Genomic DNA, 17,020 nt, shown 5'->3' with positions numbered 1-17,020 from the left:
TTATTATTTATCTTTACTTTTTGATTGTTTTTTCTTTATAGTTTTTTCGTATTTCTCATCTTCTTTTTTTTGAGCTTCAGCTATTTTTCTTTCATTTTCTCTTTCTTTACGTTCTTTCTTAGCTGCTTTTTCAGTTTTTTTAGATTCTTTTTTCTTTCATTTAATGGCTGCTTTTGATTGTTCAATATCTTCTTCTTTTTTATCTTCTTTAAATTGATATTGTGGTTTAACAAAACTTGAAATAACAATATTTTGAACTCTTTCAGCTAAAGATATTGTGTTTTGAGTAATAAATGAATTAGCAGGAATTTTTTTATGAAAAATAACTTCAATTTTTAATTTTTCTTTTCTTTTCTTATCAAAAGAACCAACTGAATTATTAATTGTAAACGGTACTATTGGAATCATTTCTTTTTTAGCAATCTTGAAAGAACCGGGTTTAAATTCTGAAATAGAACCCTCTTTATTCCTTGTTCCTTCTGGAAAAATAATTCCGTATGTTTTGTTCTCTTTAACAAACTTACCATATTTATCAAATGTCTCTAAACTTTTTCTAACATTATCACGATCTAAGTAAAACGTATCCAAAGAATTTAGAATGTATCTAGTATAACTTTTATACTGTAATGAATGCTTTGCAATAAAAGTAGCAATTTTATTAAAATCATCTTTTGCTTCTGTTTGTGCTTTTAAAGCATAAACAATAGCTAAAGCATCAAAATTATCTTGATGATTTCCGTATAAAAGACAAGGCCCAGCACTTCCTAAATTTTCATATCCTTTAACATCAATTTCAATATTTAAAGATTTTATTAATGACTTAATTTTTTTAACCAAATAATCATTACGAAATTGTAAAGAATATCTTGAATTATCTCTAAAAGAATTTTTTCAATATTTTTTTGCTTTTCTTGAAGTAAACCAAATTTTTAATCTATACATAATTATTTTTCTCCTACTACAAATGCTATTACATATTCATTTTCTTTAGATGTAGAAATTTTGTAATTTTGAAATTCAAAAGCACCTTTTTGATTTCTTTTAATATTAATATTGTGATAATCATGTAAATCATTATTAGCTTTAAATAAAGCTTCTTTAATTGCTCATCTTTGAGCAACATACAATTCTTTATTTTCTGTTTTTTCTCATTCTAAAAATTCTTCATTAGATAAAACCTTTTTAATGAAATTAATTTTTTTATTTTCAAACCTTTTTATTGAAGTTATATCAACACCAATCATAATGTCTAATTATAAACATATTTATTAATGTTTTTTATTTTTAGGAATAACAGGAATTTTATCATCTCGATTTGCATATCATGCACTTTGAATATCATATGGGTTTTGATTATTTTCTTCTTCTAGCATTTTTGCTACATCCATATTACTTCATGAAAAATCTCTTAACATTGCTGTAAAACCTTCTAAAATATTTTCATCTAAAAGTCGATCTTCCATATTATCAAAATTTTTGAATATACTTTTGTAATTATCGATAATATATTGACACTCATCTTTTGAAATTGAACTTGGTTGATCATAAGGATAATATTCAAAATATTTAACAGAATTTTCGCTATATAAATAAAAAACAAAAAGAGAAGGATAAAATCTTAATTTTTCTTCACTTCCATCTTCGCTATAAAGCATTGTTTTGCACATTAATATTCAATCGCCATCAACAATAAAAGCAAATCTTTCTTGATCATGTACTCTTTGAATTATTTTTTTATCTTCATTTGAATTTTTATAAGTTATAGATTTATTATTTCCATCAAAAGCTACATCTTGTGCAAAAAACATTTTATCTCATTGCTCTTTTGAAATAATTTTTGAAGAATTATTATTAGGGTTATAATAGAAATTTTTATTACTAACAACATCATTATTATTACTATTATTACTACAACTAACCATAATAGCAGGTGTTATTAAAAATAATGAAGTTATTGAAATAATACCTAATTTTTTGTTCATAAAGTTACCTTATTTTTGAAATTTTATTAAAAAAAAGAACAATTTTCTTGCTCTTTTTCAATATTTTATGAATATTATTTTCTAATATTTAATTTTTTAATTAAAGCTGCATAAGATTCATAATTATTTTGTTTTAAATATTCAAGATATTTTTTTCTTTGTTCAATTTTTGCAATAAAACCTCTTTTTGAATGTAAATCTTTAGGATTTTTTTGAAAATGTGGTTTTAAATTTTCAATATCTTCAGTTAAAATTGCAATTTGTACTTCTACTGAACCCGAATCTTTTGCATTTTTTCCAAATTCTTTAATTATTTCTTGTTTTCTTTTTGAGTTAACCATTACTCTATTATCCTTTCATAAACACGATATACCTAGCAAATATTTTTACATATAAACCAAGAATAACCTTAATGTGTTAATAGTTGTTTTTAATTCTTTCAAAATTTTTTTGATTTTTTAATTCATATGCTTGATTAATTTTATCATCAGAAATATCTAATAGTTTTGCTAATCCTAAGTAAATTGCAATTGCTTTTTCTACTTTTCTTTTAGAAATATTTTTAATCAATTTACTTATTGAGTTAAACATTTTTAGAAATTGATAATTGATATCTTTTGATAAAACTAATGGTTCAATTAATGAATTACATTTGTATTTAATTGCAAATGACATAAGAAAATGTAATCCATCAGCATATTCTTCTAATAAATCATTTTGATTAATTTTTTTTGATTTTTTTCAATACTTAAATGATTGAACTTCATTTGCAAATTCACCAACTTCAGTAAATAAAGCAATAAGCATTTCTTCTTGATGATCTTGCTTTAGAAGATGAGCCTTTTTAATTGCTTCATCTAAAAGAATTTGTTGCTCAATAATTTTTTTTAAGTCCATTACTAATAAATTATATATTAATCAATTTTGATTTTAATTGAAGGACCCATTGTTGTTGAAACATAGATGGATTTCATATATGTTCCTTTAACTGTTGATGGTTTTAATTTTTTAATTAATTGAATAACTGTTTCAGCATTTTCAGCAAGTTTTTTAGCATCCATTGAAACTTTACCAATTAATGAATGAATAATTCCTGCTTTATCAGCACGATAATTTGCTTTTCCCTTTTTAAGTTCTTCAACAGCTTTAGCAACTTCAGGAGTTACTGTTCCAGTTTTAGGATTAGGCATTAATCCTTTTGGTCCTAAAACTTTTCCATACTTACCTAAAGTAATCATCATTTTAGGTTCAGCTACCATAACATCAAAATCAAATTTTTCTTTTTTTAGAATGTCTTCTAAATCAACTGCATTAACTACAATATCAGCACCAGCTGCTTTAGAAGCTTTTTGTTGTTCTGAATCATCAGTTGCTACTAAAACTCTAACACTTTTTCCAGTTCCATTTGGAAGTAATACCGATCCTCTTAATTGTTGTTCAGCTTTTCTAGTATCTAGATTTAGGTTTAATGCTAAATCAACTGAAGCATCAAATTTAACATAGGATGTTTTTTTGGCAATTTCCATTGCTTCTAATAATGAATATTCTTTTTTTGCATCAAAAATTGCTTCTACTTTTTTAAGATTCTTACTTTTATGTTTAGCCATTATTCATCACCTTCTTCATCTGCAGGTTTCTTAATAACTTCAGCTTCAACAAAATCTTTATTTTCTGCAGCAGCTTTAGCATCTTCAGCTAATTTTGCTTCAGCAGCTTGAGCTTTATGTTCAGCAATTTGAGCTGCTTTTGCTTCTTCTTTAAGTTTTGCAACATCATCTCAACCTTCAATTGCAATACCCATATTTTTTGCTGTTCCAGCAATAATTTTCATTGCTTGTTCAACATCATCAGTATTCAAATCTACTAACTTATATTCAGCAATTTCTTTTAACTGATCTTTTGTTATTGTCGCAGCAATAGTTGTTTTAGAATTTGCTGATCCTTTTTCAATTTTAGCTGCTTGTTTTAATTTGTAAGCAGCAGGAGCTGTAAATAATTTGAAAGTAAACGATTTATCTTTATAAATTGTTATTTCAACAGGAACAGGTTCTGAACCTCTATCTCTTGTTGCGTCATTAAATTGTTTTGTAAATTCTGGCATCACAATACCAAGACCTGCTAATTCAGGACCTGGCTTAGCTTGACCAGCATTAAACTCCAATTTAGCAACTCTAACGACTTCTTTAGCCATAGTTACTCCTTAAAATAGTGTTAATCTGATCTCAGTGGTCAGGCAATAGAAGTTAATCTATCTTCCACAATACCGCTAAGAGTGCAATTTACAAATTGCAAGAAAATTATAACAAAGCTTTAACATTTTTTTATTTAAAACATACATATAAATTTTGATATTTCTTATTTTTAGCTATCAAAGTGTTTCTTGTGAAAAATCTATACTCTTTAATAAATACTTATGATTACCTTAATGTTTAATAACAACTTTTTTTATTATAAAAATTTTAATATAACTGTTAATTTAAACAATTAGCAAAACAAAAACAAATTTATTTAATACATTAATTAATGCAATTTTGATTAAAAAATAATATTTTTTTGAAAAATTTATAAAAATATTAACGTATAAATAGAAAATCTTATAAAAAAACTTGGATGATTCCAAGTTTTTTTATAAGATTGATATCTTTTCAATTAATACAACAATAAGTCTTCGTAAACTTCGACAAAATTATTATTTTAAGAAAAAAGGAATATCATCTTCTGTATCTTCTTCTTCGTTACTAATAAGAAAACTTTCTTGATCTTTGTCGTCATATTGATAATTCATTTTTTCGACATCAAATCTAGGAATATCTAATTCTCCAGTTGTATAAGCATTTAACTCATTTTCTAAAGTATTGCCAATTTCAAGAAGTAATTCTTGCGAATTATGTAACAATTGTTCATTAGTTAATTTATTTTCAATTATCTTAGTTTTATCAAAAGTTGCAATTATAGAAATTTGGATTTCATTTCTTAGGTTTGGATTGACATCAAAACCAAAAACAATATTCATTTGATCATTTTTAACTTTTTGTTTAAATAATGTAATAACTTCGTTTATTTGTTGCATTGTAACAGTTGGATCACCAACAATATACAAAATTGCATTCGTTGAATTTTTGATTGATGTTTCAATTATCTTTGAATTAAGAGCTCCATTAATTGCTCTCATTATTTTATTGCGACCAATTCCACTACCAAAACCAATATAAGCTTCACCTTTATCTTTTATAGCATTGACTAGATCAATAATAGATAAATTAATAACTGAACTTTTAGTGATTAAGTTAACAAAAGTTCTAACACAATTTTTTACAATATTATTAACTAATTTAAAAGCATCTATTGCGGCAATATCTGGATAATTATTGATTAAACGATCATTAGAAATAACGATTACAATATCAGCATTTCCTTTTAGATTTTCTAAACCAACTCTAGCATTTAATTCTTTTGTAGTCCCTTCATAAGAAAAAGGGGTAGTTACAATTGCAATTGTTAAAATCCCCATTTCTTTTGCAGTTTTAGCTACAACAGGCAATGCACCGGTTCCAATATTACCACCAAAACCAGCAGTTAAAATTAATAATTTTGTATCAATAAGTTTTTGTTTTATCTCATTAATCGAATCATTAGCGGCAATTTTACCTATATTTCAATTTTTATTTATTGACTCTTCATTTTTTAAATTTAGAAAAATTGTCGAATCTTTATCTTTGTTTGCTAATAATTCGTTATTGTCATTAAGATATAGTAACTTAATTCCTTGAAAATTTTCTTTAGAAATATTTTCAATTGCTTTATTTCCTGCATCTCCAATTCCAATAACTGAAATATTCATTATTGGCTTATCATTAGATAAAGACATTAATTCTCCCTCCTAAATTAAGCTAATAAAGCTTCAACGCTTCTCTTGTTTGTAGATTTAATTGCTTGTTTGTTTTGATAAGTACTATCTCTATTAAATGAATCCTTGTTGTTATTATAATAAAAAGTTTCAGTATTCATTTTATTATCTAACATTTTTAAATACATTCAATAGTTTTTAACACTTTCAAAACTTTTATTTCAAGAATAAATTGATTCATTTCTTTCACTTAATAAAACATTAACTTTTTCAAAATATTTCGAACAATAATTTGAAAGATCATTAATTCTTGATAATTTACCTATAATTTTTAATTCAAAATTATTTCCATTATTTTTTGTTATTTTTTTAATAATGTTATTTGCTTGTGAACAAATTGATTTTAAAAAAGATTTAATAACATTTGCAACATCAGATCTATTAATTGGATTTGAATGTTGTTCTTTTAATGAATATGAAGAATAAATTATTTCTTTATCTTCATTAGTACCAACATTTATTTTTCCATAACATTGAATTAAATTTTTTGCTTCTTGATTACTAATTCCAAACTTATCTTCAATTTTTTTTACAAGATTTTCAAATGAATACTCTAGAATATCAGTTCTAATGACAACATTATTATCGCTAGAAATTAAAATGGTTTTATCATTTTTAATTGCTAAAGCAAAATTTACTTTATTCAATTTTTCATTATCTATCCCATTATAAATTACTAGTTGAGATTCTAATGCAACATTATTTACTTTAATATCTAAAGAATCAAAATAATCAACAGTCTTTAAAAAACTATTTTTATCCATAAATCTTAATGAAAAAATAATTGCTAATTTTGAAACTTTTTTATCAAATGGAAAAGAATAAGATTCACATTCATTTGCAGAACCGCTTTCAACAAAAATAAATTTAAAAGGTACAGCAGAAATTAAAATTTCATTATTAGTATTTTGATTATTAATTGTTCTTTGGACAATTGTTTGATAATCATCATAATTTAATTTTTTTTCTACTTCATACTTAGTTGACTCTTTAATAATCTTTGTTTTTACTTTTAAGAGTTCTGAATTTTTCATAAAATCATCAAAAATTATATTTATCTCTTTAATCTTTTTAGATGTTTTTGATTCGATACTTAATAAAGCATTTTTAATATCTTTTTTAATATCTCCTCTTTTTTTATTTGTAGATAAATTAATTTTTTCATCATGAACATAAATGATTCCATTTTTACTCTTCATTGTTGCAATAATCTTAATATTGTCAAACTTCATAAGAGCATTGATTTCAATTTTATTCATTAAACGACTCCTTTACTTTTTTTAGAACTCTAAGTTTTGCGCTTCTTGATCTTTTGTTATTACTTATTTCTTTTTTTGTTGGATATAATGTTTTTACTTTATACTCTCGTATTTCTTGAATTGGTAATTTAGGATCGATTTTTGATCTAATTAGATTACCGAAGAATTTTTTTACAATTCTATCTTCAATTGAATGAAACGTTATAATTGCTAATATTCCGTTGTTTTTAAGAATTTCAATTGAGTCTTTTAGAATAATATCAAGTGATTCAAGTTCATTGTTAACAGCAATTCTTATTGCTTGAAACACTGTTTTTCCAGGATTTTTTTGGCGAACAATTCTTGCTGGTAAAGAAGCTTTAACAACATTAGCTAAATCTAAAGTAGAATTAATTGGTCGATTCTCAATAATAGCATTCGCTACCCTAACTGGCATTTTAACATCTGCATTATTAATGAAAATATCAACTAATTTTTCTTTACTTCATGTATTAACAATGTCTCAAGCTTTTAATGATTGACCTTGATCCATTCTCATATCTAAGAAACCATTCTTACTATAAGAGAATCCGCGATCTGAACTATCAAGTTGAGGACTTGAAACTCCTAAATCTGCAATAATACCATCAACTTCAGTAATTCCAAGTTTACTTAACTCATTTCTAAAATATTTAAAATCACAATGAATTAAATTGAAATTATTATTGATTTTTTCAAGACGACTTTGAGACTCCTCAATAGCAATTATGTCTTTATCAAAACCAATGAACCTTCCATTTTTGATACTTTTTAAAATTGCACTGGCATGTCCTGCTCTTCCAAGAGTTAAATCAATGTAAACACCATTTTGCTTAATTTCGAGTGCTTCTAACACTTCTTTAAGCATAACAGGAATATGCATATTACAATTTAAATCCTTTTTTAAGCATTTCATTTGTTAGATTATCAATAGTTTCATCTTTTTCAAACTCTTCTAGTTCATTTTGTAGGTTTTCAGAAGCTCATATTTCTATGAATTTACCCATTCCTACAAACGTAATTGTTGTTTTGACAGCGATAGTCTTTAAGAAATTTTCTGGAATTAAGAATCGACCCAATTTATCAGTTTCAATTTTAATTGTTTGAGACATAATAAATCTTTTGTATTTTTGAACAATAGGATCTAATTGATTATTTTGATCAATTTTGTCTACTAAATTTTCAAATTCTTGTGGTGGTCTTATTTCCAATTTTTTTCCTGCAGAAATTGTTAAGTAAAAAATATTTCCTAGGAAATTCTTTATATTTGGCGGTAACACAACTCTATTTTTAGAGTCAATACTACGTTCGAATTGACCTACAAACATTTTCACCCACTTTCTACCACTGTCTCCCAAATTTTAACATATATTTTCAATATACAAAAAAATAATATGTTTTTTAGCACAATCAAAATTCCTATACATATTCAAAAATACAAAAGTTTAAAGAACAAAAAAATTACTTTTTGAAGTAACTTTTTATTGGTAACATTTTTTTATTTATTTCCGAATGTATTTTGTTTAATTAATTTTAATATCCCATTTTTTCTTCATATTCATCAAGTGTTCCTCTAAAAATAAACGAAGAATCATTTTTAATTTCTAAAATAACATTCGATTCTCTTATTAGAGCTCGATTATAAGTTGTAAAAATAACAATAGAATTATATTTGTTAATTGCTTCTATAACTGCATCAATTGATTCAGTATCTAAGTGATCTAATGGCTGATCAAAAATCAAAGTATTCGAATCTCTTAACATCATTCTCGAAAACATCAATCTTGCTTTTTCTCCACCTGATAATTTTTGAACGTCTTTAAATACGCTATCACCACTAAATAACATTTTTCCTAAAAACGCTCTCATTCTCTGATCTGATATGTCTTTTGCCTCTTCAGTTTCATTATCTAATGGTCATAAACGTAATCAATCAATCATTGGTATATCTTCTCTAAAATACTCAGAATTATCTGAAGGAAAATACTCAACTTTAATAGTTGAACCTCATTTAAACGAACCTGTAAATTTTTTTTCTCTACCAACTAAAATCTCTAAAAATTTAGTTTTAGCAATATCATCATCACCAATAACAGCTAATTTATCTCCAGGTTTTAATGTAAAAGAAATGTTATCAAATAATTGAACTCCATTACTATCTTTATAACCTAACTTTTCTACTTCTAAAATTTGTTTTCCTGGATTTTTATTAATTTCAAATCTAATAAAAGGATATTTTCTTGTTGAAGGGATTATTTCATCTAATTGAATTTTTTCTAATGCTTTTTTTCTTGAAGTTGCTTGTTTTGATTTAGAAGCATTAGCTGAAAATCGCGCAATAAAAGCTTGTAATTTTTCAATTTGTTCTTGTTTTTTTAAGTTAGATTGTTTTTGTAATTCAGCCATTAATTGAGAAGATTGTTTCCAAAACGAATAATTTCCAGTAAACATTTTTGCTTTATTAAAATCAATATCAACTATATTGGTACATATTTCATCTAAAAAATCACTATCATGGGAAACAACGATAACAATTTTTTCATATTCATTAATAAAATTAATCAATCATCTAATTGATTTAAGATCTAAATGGTTTGTTGGTTCGTCCATAATTAAAATATCTGGATTGCCAAATAAAGCTTTAGCTAATAAAACTTTAACTTTTTCAGTAGATTTTAAATCTTTCATTTGGTATGAAAATTTTTCTTTTGGAATATCTAAAGCGCTTAATAATGCTTGAGCATCATTTTCAGCATTTCATCCACCCATCTGTCCGAATAATTCTTCTAATTCTGCAGCCTTAGCATAATCTTTTTCAGTTGCATTTGGGTTCATGTAAATATTGTTTTTTTCTTCCTGAATTTTACTTAATTCTTTATTACCCATGATAACTAACTCAGTAACATTTTGATCATTATATTTAAAATGATCTTGTTCTAAAACAGAAATTCTTTGATTTTTTTCAATAAATACCTCACCAGATGTTGGTTCTATTTCTCCAGCAATTATTTTTAAGAAAGTAGATTTACCTGCACCATTAGCACCAATTATTCCATAAGTATTACCTTCTGTAAATTTCAAATTTACATCTTGAAATAATTTTTTATCAATAAATACTTTTGAAAGATTTCTAATTTCAACCATTATTCCTCCTAAAGTTAGAAAAAGAATATTCTAATTTATTATATATTAATAAGTCTTAATAAATGATTATGTGTTTAATCTATTTTATCTTGTTTTAAAAATTCAATTTTTTGTTTTAATTTTATGAAACTTGTATATTGAACTTGTTGTGCCTTAGTTCAAGTTAAGTACTTAATATTTTGTCTAAATTCATTAAAAATAAATTTTTGATAATCATCATTTTTAGATTTTAAGTATTGATGAGATTTTAGTATTTCATAAAAATTTTTATAGTAAACAATCATATATTCTTTACCATATTTTAAATTTGTAATAAATTCTTTTTCAATACTACTATACTCAGGAATTAATAAATAAAAATGTTTTTCTAAATCTTTATACTTTTTGTCACTATTAACATATTCAAAATATCTATTTAATTGTGATTCATTCTTATTTTTTATCCCATTAATGTGTGAATAAATTTTATTTTCAATCACAATTATTCTTCTTTGAGAAATAATCAAAATATCTATATTTTTTTCTTCTCTTTTTATTTCAAATTTTTCTTCTTCATCAATGTTGATATTCAAAAAATCTTTTAAAAACTTATTTAACAAATTCTGATCTCTTTCTAGAAAATAAGCTAATAAATTGGAAACAGACAATTCTAAAGAAACTCTTCCAGATATAACACAAAAAGGTAATTCTTTTGGTATTGTTTTATAAGAATTATTTGTTTTTGATAAATCAAATCAAATATCTAGTTGTTTAAAAAAATTCTCTAAAATAATCTCATCGTTATTTTTAGGATAACTAAATAAAGATCTACCAAAATTAAAATTCATTGATAAAACTACTTCATTTTTATTTATTAATTCAATATTAGATTTTTCTTTTTTGATTTCAATATAGATTCTTTTGTCTTTTTTAGGAATATAAAAATTATTAGCAATAAAGGATATATTAAAATTTTCGTTTTTAGTTTTACTATTTTCATAAAATAGAACATCAAAAATTTTGTGAAAATCTATTTTTTGAAATTGAGGATCTTTTTTAATAATATGATTGGAATTTTTATCAATTTCTGAAATAGCAACTATTTCAAACATATTTTGTCTAATATTTGAATTTTCTATAATGTGAATTATATATTCAATATTTTTACTTTTTTCTTTGTTTATTCTACCCCACGGATTAACATAAACATATCTTATTCCTTCATCAGAGACTATAAAATTTTTAAGTTCATGCCCTAAATTAAAATTAATATATTTTCCAGCAAAAATTTTATTAAACAAGTATTTATTATTAGATTTCATAACTACGTTAAAAATTTTATACATTAATTGTAACTTTATTTTTTCTATTTTATATAATGAATAGACTATGTATAGGAAATATTCGGATGGAATTATAGAAGTTATTACAGGACCAATGTTTAGTGGCAAAAGTGAAGAATTAATCAAAAGAATCAGAATTCTTTATTATGCCGAAATCCCAACTCTTGTTATTAAACCTAAAATTGATAATCGTTTTTCAAAAAATGAAATTATTTCCCGTAATGGAACTTCAATTATTTCTTATTCAGCAAGTAATACTAAAGAAATAAAAAAACTTTTTCAGTCAAAAAAATATAAAGCTTTAGTAATTGATGAAATACAATTTTTTGACGAATCACTAATTGAATATATAGATGAATTAGCAAATAACGGAATTAGAGTAATTGCTTGTGGATTAGATCAAGATTATAAAAGAAGACCTTTTAACATAATGGCAAATTTAATGGCAATAAGTGATGATGTTTTAAAATTAAAAGCTGTTTGCTTAATTTGTAAAAATGCTGCATCTTGTTCTTTTAGAACATCAGCAACAGATAATACTATTGAAATTGGTGATACTGATAAATATGAAGCAAGATGCAGACAATGCCATCAAAAAGGAATGAAAAAAAATAAAAAAAATTAATCGATAATTATAGAATCTATTTTTCCTTCTAATTTATTAACAGAAAGAATCTTGGCTTTAACTTTTTGACCAATTTTATAAATTTTATTTTTTAAAATTAATTGGCATAAATCATTACTAATTTCATAATCTTTATAATCTGCTACTATAGTTGAAATATGAACCAACGAATTTGTTGAATCATCAAATTCAATAAACATACCAAATTTTTGAATTGAAACAATTATTGCTTCTTTTACTTGATTAATTAATGTAGAATAAAATTCAGCTTTTTTAATATCATTAACTTTTCTTTCTAAATCAATTGCTCTTATTTCTAATTTAGAAGAATTATTGGCAATTGATTCTATTTGTGATTCTTTATCAATGGAATATTTTTTATTTTTCTTAAATAAAACTTCTCATATAATTCGATGCAATAATAAATCAGGATATCTTCTAATGGGAGATGTAAAATGTGAATAATATTTTGAAGCTAAACCAAAATGACCAATATTATAACTTGAATATTTAGCTTTTTGCATTGTTCTCAATAGTGCCATTTTTATTAAATTATCAAATCTTTGTTTTTTTAAACTATTAACCATGTTTTGAAAAACTTTAGGATCATCACTTTGATTTATTCTTATATCATGAATACCTAAAATTTTGATAAAAGACTTTAAATTTTCAATTTTTTCGTGATCAGGAGCTTCATGAACACGATAGATAGATGGAATTTTTAAATCAGAAATCATCTTAGAAACAACTTCATTAGCAAACACCATAAAATTTTCAATCAAAATTTCAGAAGATAATCTTTCCTTGCTTTTAATAGCAATAGCTTTTCCTGTAACTTTATCTAATTCTATTATTGGTTCTTCAATTTCAAAATCAATATATCCTTCGGCTGTTTTATTTTTGCCAATGATTTCGCTTAATTCATATGCTTCAATTAACATTTTATAAAGTTTTGAATTGTTCTTGATAATTTCATTTTGATCTAAATTTGCAACTTGATTATATGTCAATCGATATTTAGACTCAATCATTGAAGGAAACAATTTCTTAGATAATATTTTTCCGTTAACATCTATTTCAGCAATAACAGAAATTGTAAATCTTCTAACATTTGGATTCAAAGAACAAATTCCATTTGATAATTTTTCAGGAAGCATTGGAATAACTCTGTCAATCAAATATATCGAAGTTCCTCTATTCCTTGCTTCAAGATCTATTTGACTATTTTCTTTAACATAATAAGCAACATCAGCAATGTGAACTCCTAAAATATAAGTGTTATTACTTGTTTTTTCTACAGATATAGCATCATCAAAATCTTTTGTTTTTTCTCCATCTATTGTCACTATTAATTGATTTGTTAAATCAACACGATTAAAATCATTAACATTTTCAACTTCATCCGGAATTTTATTTGTTTCTTCAATTATCAAATTATTAAAATCTTTTTCTATATTTGAATAATCAACAATTAAATCAATATCAGCATAAGGTTTATCGATAGAAGATAAAATCTTGATAAGTTTTAAAAACAAAATATCTTTTGTGTATTTTTCTATTTTAAATTTTGCAAATGTTCGTGGTTTTAATAGTGATTTATCATATTTAAAAATAAAATTTTGAGAAAAGTAAATAGGTTTTAACTCTAAATTTTCATCAATTTCAGCATATATAATTTCATTTTTTCTTTTGATAACACTAATTGGAATACCAAAATAAAAATCATCATCTAAATCTTTATAAACATTAATATTTATCTCATCATCTTTTAACAAATTTAATTTGTCATTAAAAACTAAAACCTTAATTTCTTTATTTTCTAAATTAACAAAACAAAATTTACTTCCTTTTAAATTTATTTTCAGTGTGGAATTAAAATTCCCAATTAATTTAGGGACAAAATAATCATCATTTTTTCTAGAATAAGCTATTTCTCCATTGTTTTTTAATTCATTTAAAAATTTTGAAAAATTTTGATTATCTTTTGCTTTTATTTTTAAAAATTTAACAATATTTAAAAAAGATGATCTTTTTGTTTTTAACAAGTAATCAATAACTTCATTTTTAGAAAACATATACTAAATAAAAATCCTAATAAGAATAGTTGCAACAAACATAATTATTCCCAAAATAATCATTGATCATTTTAAAAATTTTTTTCAACCTTGTTCTTTTGGTTGAGAAAACAATTTAAGATCAGACGAACCAACAATTGCTCCTGAAAAAGAATTTGAATCTGGGGCCATTAAAAAACCTACAATAATCATTAAAAGTGATATTACAAACAACAACGAAGTTACAATTGTTACAATCATTTTTCTCCTTAAGTTTATAAAATTATATAGTTTTGATAATCAAAAATAACTAAAAAAAGTATAAAAAAAATGGCAAGGGTGATAGGAGTCGAACCCACAACATGCGGGGTTGAAGCCCGCTGTTCTACCATTGAACTACACCCTTACTGTGAACTCTATTATATCAATAAAATAATTTCAAATATTTTTTTAACACTCTAATCGAAATCAATATAAATTTTTTTGTTAGGAAGAAAATCTAAAATTTTTTGTAAATATTTTGTTTCCATTTCATACGATTCTGTTGGAGTTCCTCCAGAGCATATTAATTTGTTTGTCTTAAAAATTCTATTATCTACTATATATGTCACATCTATGTCATACGGAAATGAAGCAGCTGATCCTGGAATATATCCTGCTTTCTTAATTAATTCTTCTTCTGAAGCTATTGATAACTTTTGATTAATCTTTTCTTTAATTATTTTTTTATCAAATCTAACATTGAAAGTTGTTAGAAAAACAAAAAAAGAATTTTGTGAATTTTTTAGAAATAAATTTTTTGTTTCAATACCTGTAAATCCTAGTTCTTTGTCCACTTTTATAGCATCTTCATAACTCATTATTGATTTATGTTTTTTTCATACATAATCAATGTTTAATTCATCTAGAATTTTTTTTGTCTTTTGAATCATTCTTTCAAATTATACTCTTTTTTTATGCTTTTAAACTGTCAACAACATCAAGCAAATCTCTAATTGTTTTAATTCCATTAATTTTTTCAGATGGGATTGAAATATTAAAACTTTCTTCAAAATCTGTAATCATCTCAATCATATCAATTGAATCCAAACCTAATTCTCTAATATTGGTGCTTTCATCAAATGACTTCGATGTTTTGGATTTTATAATCTTAAATATTTCATCTTTAAATTTCATAGTAACAAGTAACCTTAAATTTCATTTTTATTTTATATTAAAAATTAAATTTTTATAAAATTTTAGATATGCTTGATCCAAAAAAAGATAAGAGATTTACAAAAATTTTATTCACGCAAGAGCAAATTGAAAAAAAAATAAAAGAACTTGCAGAATGAATCAATAACACTTATCAAAACTCAAAAGATTTAATTTTAGTAGGTTTATTAAAAGGATCAATTCCGTTTTTAGCACAACTGATGAAAAATATTGAAGTTGAGCATGCGCTCGATTTTATAGTTGCAAGTTCTTATTCAGGCAAAACAAATTCAACTGGGAATATTAAAATAATAATGGACTTAGCTTCTGATATAGAAAATAAAGATGTATTAATAATTGAAGATATTATTGATAGTGGAATAACCTTAGAAAAAGTTAGAGATAATCTGTTGTCTAGAAAACCTAAATCTTTAAAAATAATGACTTTGCTAGATAAACCAATTAGAAGAAGAGCAAATATTAAGCCTGATATTTTTGGATTTGAAGTTCCTGATGAATTCTTGGCAGGTTTTGGACTAGATGTTAAAGAAAAAATGAGAAACGTACCTTACATTGGTGTTTTTAATAAAGATTATCTTGATAAGTTATAAAAATAAATTCAAACCAATTTTATTATAATAATTAATTATGAAATTAGCAATTGTAGTAGATTCTTCGTGTGGACTAACAAAAAAAGAAGCTGAAAAAAGAGGGTGATATTTTTTACCTTTATATCTAGATATTGATGGCAAAGAATATAAAGATGGTATCGATCTAAATGTTGATAACTTTTTAAAAATATATAACGAAAATTCAATTGCAAAAACTTCATGTACACCTATTGGCGAAGCTTTGCAATTAATTGAAAAATTATCAAAAGAAAATGACTTTGTTGTCATTTATCCAATTAGTATGGGGTTATCATCACAGCAACAAAATTTAGAAGTTATTTCCAAAGAATTTAAAAATGTTTTTGTAATTAAATCCAAAAATGTTTGTCAATTAATTGTAAAAGATTTAGTAGAACTTGAAAAGGACGTTTTAGCAAATGAAGTTACAGTTAAACAAGCTATTTCAAGAATTGAGAAAAGAGATTATACTCAAGCCCCAATTCTTCTATATCCAAAGGACATCCAAGTGTTAGTTCGTGGTGGTCGTCTTTCTCCTTCAGCAGCTAAACTAGCAAAGTTGCTAAGAATATTTCCTGTCATTGGTTTTCAAGATGGTAATCTTGAAAAACATGATAAAGGTGTAACATTTACGAAGACTTTTTATAATACAGCAATTGATCATTATAAAAAACTTTCCAAAAAAAATAAAATCACTTTAATGTTTTTGGATACAGCAAATCCTGAAGCAGACAAAATGTTTGAAGAATTTAGAAACAAAATTAATTACACAGGACCAATAATTAGATATTCTATACCACCAATTATTGCAGCACATACTGGTTACGGGGCAATTTCAATATTTTTTACTTATCTAGAAAAAGATATTAAAGAGTATAATTTTTAA

At 24.3% G+C, this 17,020-nt stretch carries 20 protein-coding genes and 1 tRNA gene; 3 read left to right on the top strand and 18 right to left on the bottom strand.

The genetic code is table 4. The annotated features are described in order from the left end of the window. Positions 1 to 3: 3 nt before the first annotated feature. From ACJA28_RS01025 to ACJA28_RS00965, 13 genes are all read right to left on the bottom strand, one after another. Entirely contained in the window at positions 4 to 942 is a 939-nt protein-coding gene (locus tag ACJA28_RS01025) for a lysophospholipid acyltransferase family protein (protein WP_022935241.1), read from the bottom strand. Between the two features lie 2 nt (positions 943 to 944). Next, positions 945 to 1,244, bottom strand: a complete 300-nt coding sequence (locus tag ACJA28_RS01020; protein WP_022935242.1) for a 4'-phosphopantetheinyl transferase superfamily protein — start codon at positions 1,242 to 1,244, stop codon at positions 945 to 947. Positions 1,245 to 1,268: 24 nt separating this feature from the next. After that, entirely contained in the window at positions 1,269 to 1,982 is a 714-nt protein-coding gene (locus tag ACJA28_RS01015; protein ID WP_022935243.1) for a hypothetical protein, read from the bottom strand. A gap of 74 nt (positions 1,983 to 2,056) precedes the next feature. Beyond that, positions 2,057 to 2,323 (bottom strand): 30S ribosomal protein S15, encoded by a 267-nt coding sequence (gene rpsO, locus ACJA28_RS01010; protein ID WP_022935244.1) that lies wholly within the window; start codon positions 2,321 to 2,323, stop codon positions 2,057 to 2,059. Positions 2,324 to 2,399: 76 nt separating this feature from the next. Then, positions 2,400 to 2,879, bottom strand: coding sequence for a dUTP diphosphatase (locus ACJA28_RS01005; protein WP_022935245.1), 480 nt, complete (start codon positions 2,877 to 2,879; stop codon positions 2,400 to 2,402). Positions 2,880 to 2,896: 17 nt separating this feature from the next. Further along, positions 2,897 to 3,589, bottom strand: a complete 693-nt coding sequence (gene rplA, locus ACJA28_RS01000) for a 50S ribosomal protein L1 (protein ID WP_022935246.1) — start codon at positions 3,587 to 3,589, stop codon at positions 2,897 to 2,899. Next, a complete protein-coding gene (gene rplK, locus ACJA28_RS00995) occupies positions 3,589 to 4,173 on the bottom strand; it encodes a 50S ribosomal protein L11 (protein WP_022935247.1) in 585 nt (194 codons plus the stop codon). Before rplK ends, rplA begins: the two co-directional genes overlap by 1 nt. A gap of 498 nt (positions 4,174 to 4,671) precedes the next feature. Next, entirely contained in the window at positions 4,672 to 5,850 is a 1,179-nt protein-coding gene (locus ACJA28_RS00990) for a cell division protein FtsZ (protein ID WP_022935248.1), read from the bottom strand. Positions 5,851 to 5,867: 17 nt separating this feature from the next. Beyond that, on the bottom strand, positions 5,868 to 7,148 hold the full coding sequence (locus ACJA28_RS00985) for a hypothetical protein (protein WP_022935249.1): 1,281 nt from the start codon (positions 7,146 to 7,148) through the stop codon (positions 5,868 to 5,870). Continuing rightward, complete coding sequence (gene rsmH / locus ACJA28_RS00980; protein ID WP_022935250.1) at positions 7,141 to 8,082, bottom strand: 16S rRNA (cytosine(1402)-N(4))-methyltransferase RsmH; 942 nt, start codon at positions 8,080 to 8,082, stop codon at positions 7,141 to 7,143. The genes ACJA28_RS00985 and rsmH overlap by 8 nt, the downstream gene beginning before the upstream one ends. After that, entirely contained in the window at positions 8,051 to 8,494 is a 444-nt protein-coding gene (locus tag ACJA28_RS00975) for a cell division protein MraZ (protein WP_022935251.1), read from the bottom strand. The genes rsmH and ACJA28_RS00975 overlap by 32 nt, the downstream gene beginning before the upstream one ends. A gap of 205 nt (positions 8,495 to 8,699) precedes the next feature. After that, a complete protein-coding gene (locus ACJA28_RS00970) occupies positions 8,700 to 10,310 on the bottom strand; it encodes an ATP-binding cassette domain-containing protein (RefSeq protein ID WP_022935252.1) in 1,611 nt (536 codons plus the stop codon). Between the two features lie 74 nt (positions 10,311 to 10,384). Next, the gene (locus ACJA28_RS00965) at positions 10,385 to 11,611 is read right to left on the bottom strand and encodes a PD-(D/E)XK nuclease family protein (RefSeq protein WP_033379045.1); all 1,227 of its coding nucleotides are present in this window, start codon (positions 11,609 to 11,611) and stop codon (positions 10,385 to 10,387) included. 67 nt (positions 11,612 to 11,678) lie between these two features. On the opposite strand from ACJA28_RS00965, the gene ACJA28_RS00960 reads away from it, so the two are divergent. Next, positions 11,679 to 12,257, top strand: a complete 579-nt coding sequence (locus ACJA28_RS00960; RefSeq protein ID WP_022935254.1) for a thymidine kinase — start codon at positions 11,679 to 11,681, stop codon at positions 12,255 to 12,257. Here the strand turns inward: ACJA28_RS00960 and rnr are convergent. The 5 genes from rnr to ACJA28_RS00935 all read right to left on the bottom strand — a co-directional run bounded on the left by rnr (position 12,254) and on the right by ACJA28_RS00935 (position 15,487). Further along, positions 12,254 to 14,332, bottom strand: a complete 2,079-nt coding sequence (gene rnr / locus ACJA28_RS00955) for a ribonuclease R (protein ID WP_022935255.1) — start codon at positions 14,330 to 14,332, stop codon at positions 12,254 to 12,256. The genes ACJA28_RS00960 and rnr overlap by 4 nt on opposite strands. A 3-nt stretch (positions 14,333 to 14,335) precedes the next feature. Further along, the gene (gene secG / locus ACJA28_RS00950; RefSeq protein WP_022935256.1) at positions 14,336 to 14,572 is read right to left on the bottom strand and encodes a preprotein translocase subunit SecG; all 237 of its coding nucleotides are present in this window, start codon (positions 14,570 to 14,572) and stop codon (positions 14,336 to 14,338) included. A gap of 70 nt (positions 14,573 to 14,642) precedes the next feature. Continuing rightward, a tRNA-Trp gene (locus ACJA28_RS00945) sits at positions 14,643 to 14,717 on the bottom strand. Positions 14,718 to 14,769: 52 nt separating this feature from the next. Further along, positions 14,770 to 15,243, bottom strand: coding sequence for a YbaK/EbsC family protein (locus tag ACJA28_RS00940; protein ID WP_022935257.1), 474 nt, complete (start codon positions 15,241 to 15,243; stop codon positions 14,770 to 14,772). A gap of 22 nt (positions 15,244 to 15,265) precedes the next feature. Then, the gene (locus ACJA28_RS00935) at positions 15,266 to 15,487 is read right to left on the bottom strand and encodes an acyl carrier protein (RefSeq protein ID WP_022935258.1); all 222 of its coding nucleotides are present in this window, start codon (positions 15,485 to 15,487) and stop codon (positions 15,266 to 15,268) included. A gap of 68 nt (positions 15,488 to 15,555) precedes the next feature. Here ACJA28_RS00935 and hpt point away from each other — a divergent pair, with 68 nt between their 5' ends. Both hpt and ACJA28_RS00925 read left to right on the top strand, forming a co-directional pair. Continuing rightward, a complete protein-coding gene (gene hpt / locus ACJA28_RS00930) occupies positions 15,556 to 16,116 on the top strand; it encodes a hypoxanthine phosphoribosyltransferase (RefSeq protein ID WP_022935259.1) in 561 nt (186 codons plus the stop codon). Positions 16,117 to 16,153: 37 nt separating this feature from the next. Beyond that, entirely contained in the window at positions 16,154 to 17,020 is an 867-nt protein-coding gene (locus ACJA28_RS00925; RefSeq protein WP_022935260.1) for a DegV family protein, read from the top strand.

Origin of the sequence: Mesomycoplasma moatsii, assembly GCF_045276915.1 — a bacterium.
Classification (GTDB): domain Bacteria; phylum Bacillota_I; class Bacilli_A; order Mycoplasmatales; family Metamycoplasmataceae; genus UBA710.
Note: the sequence above shows the minus strand (reverse complement) of the source record. Positions and strands in the feature narration are given on the sequence as shown.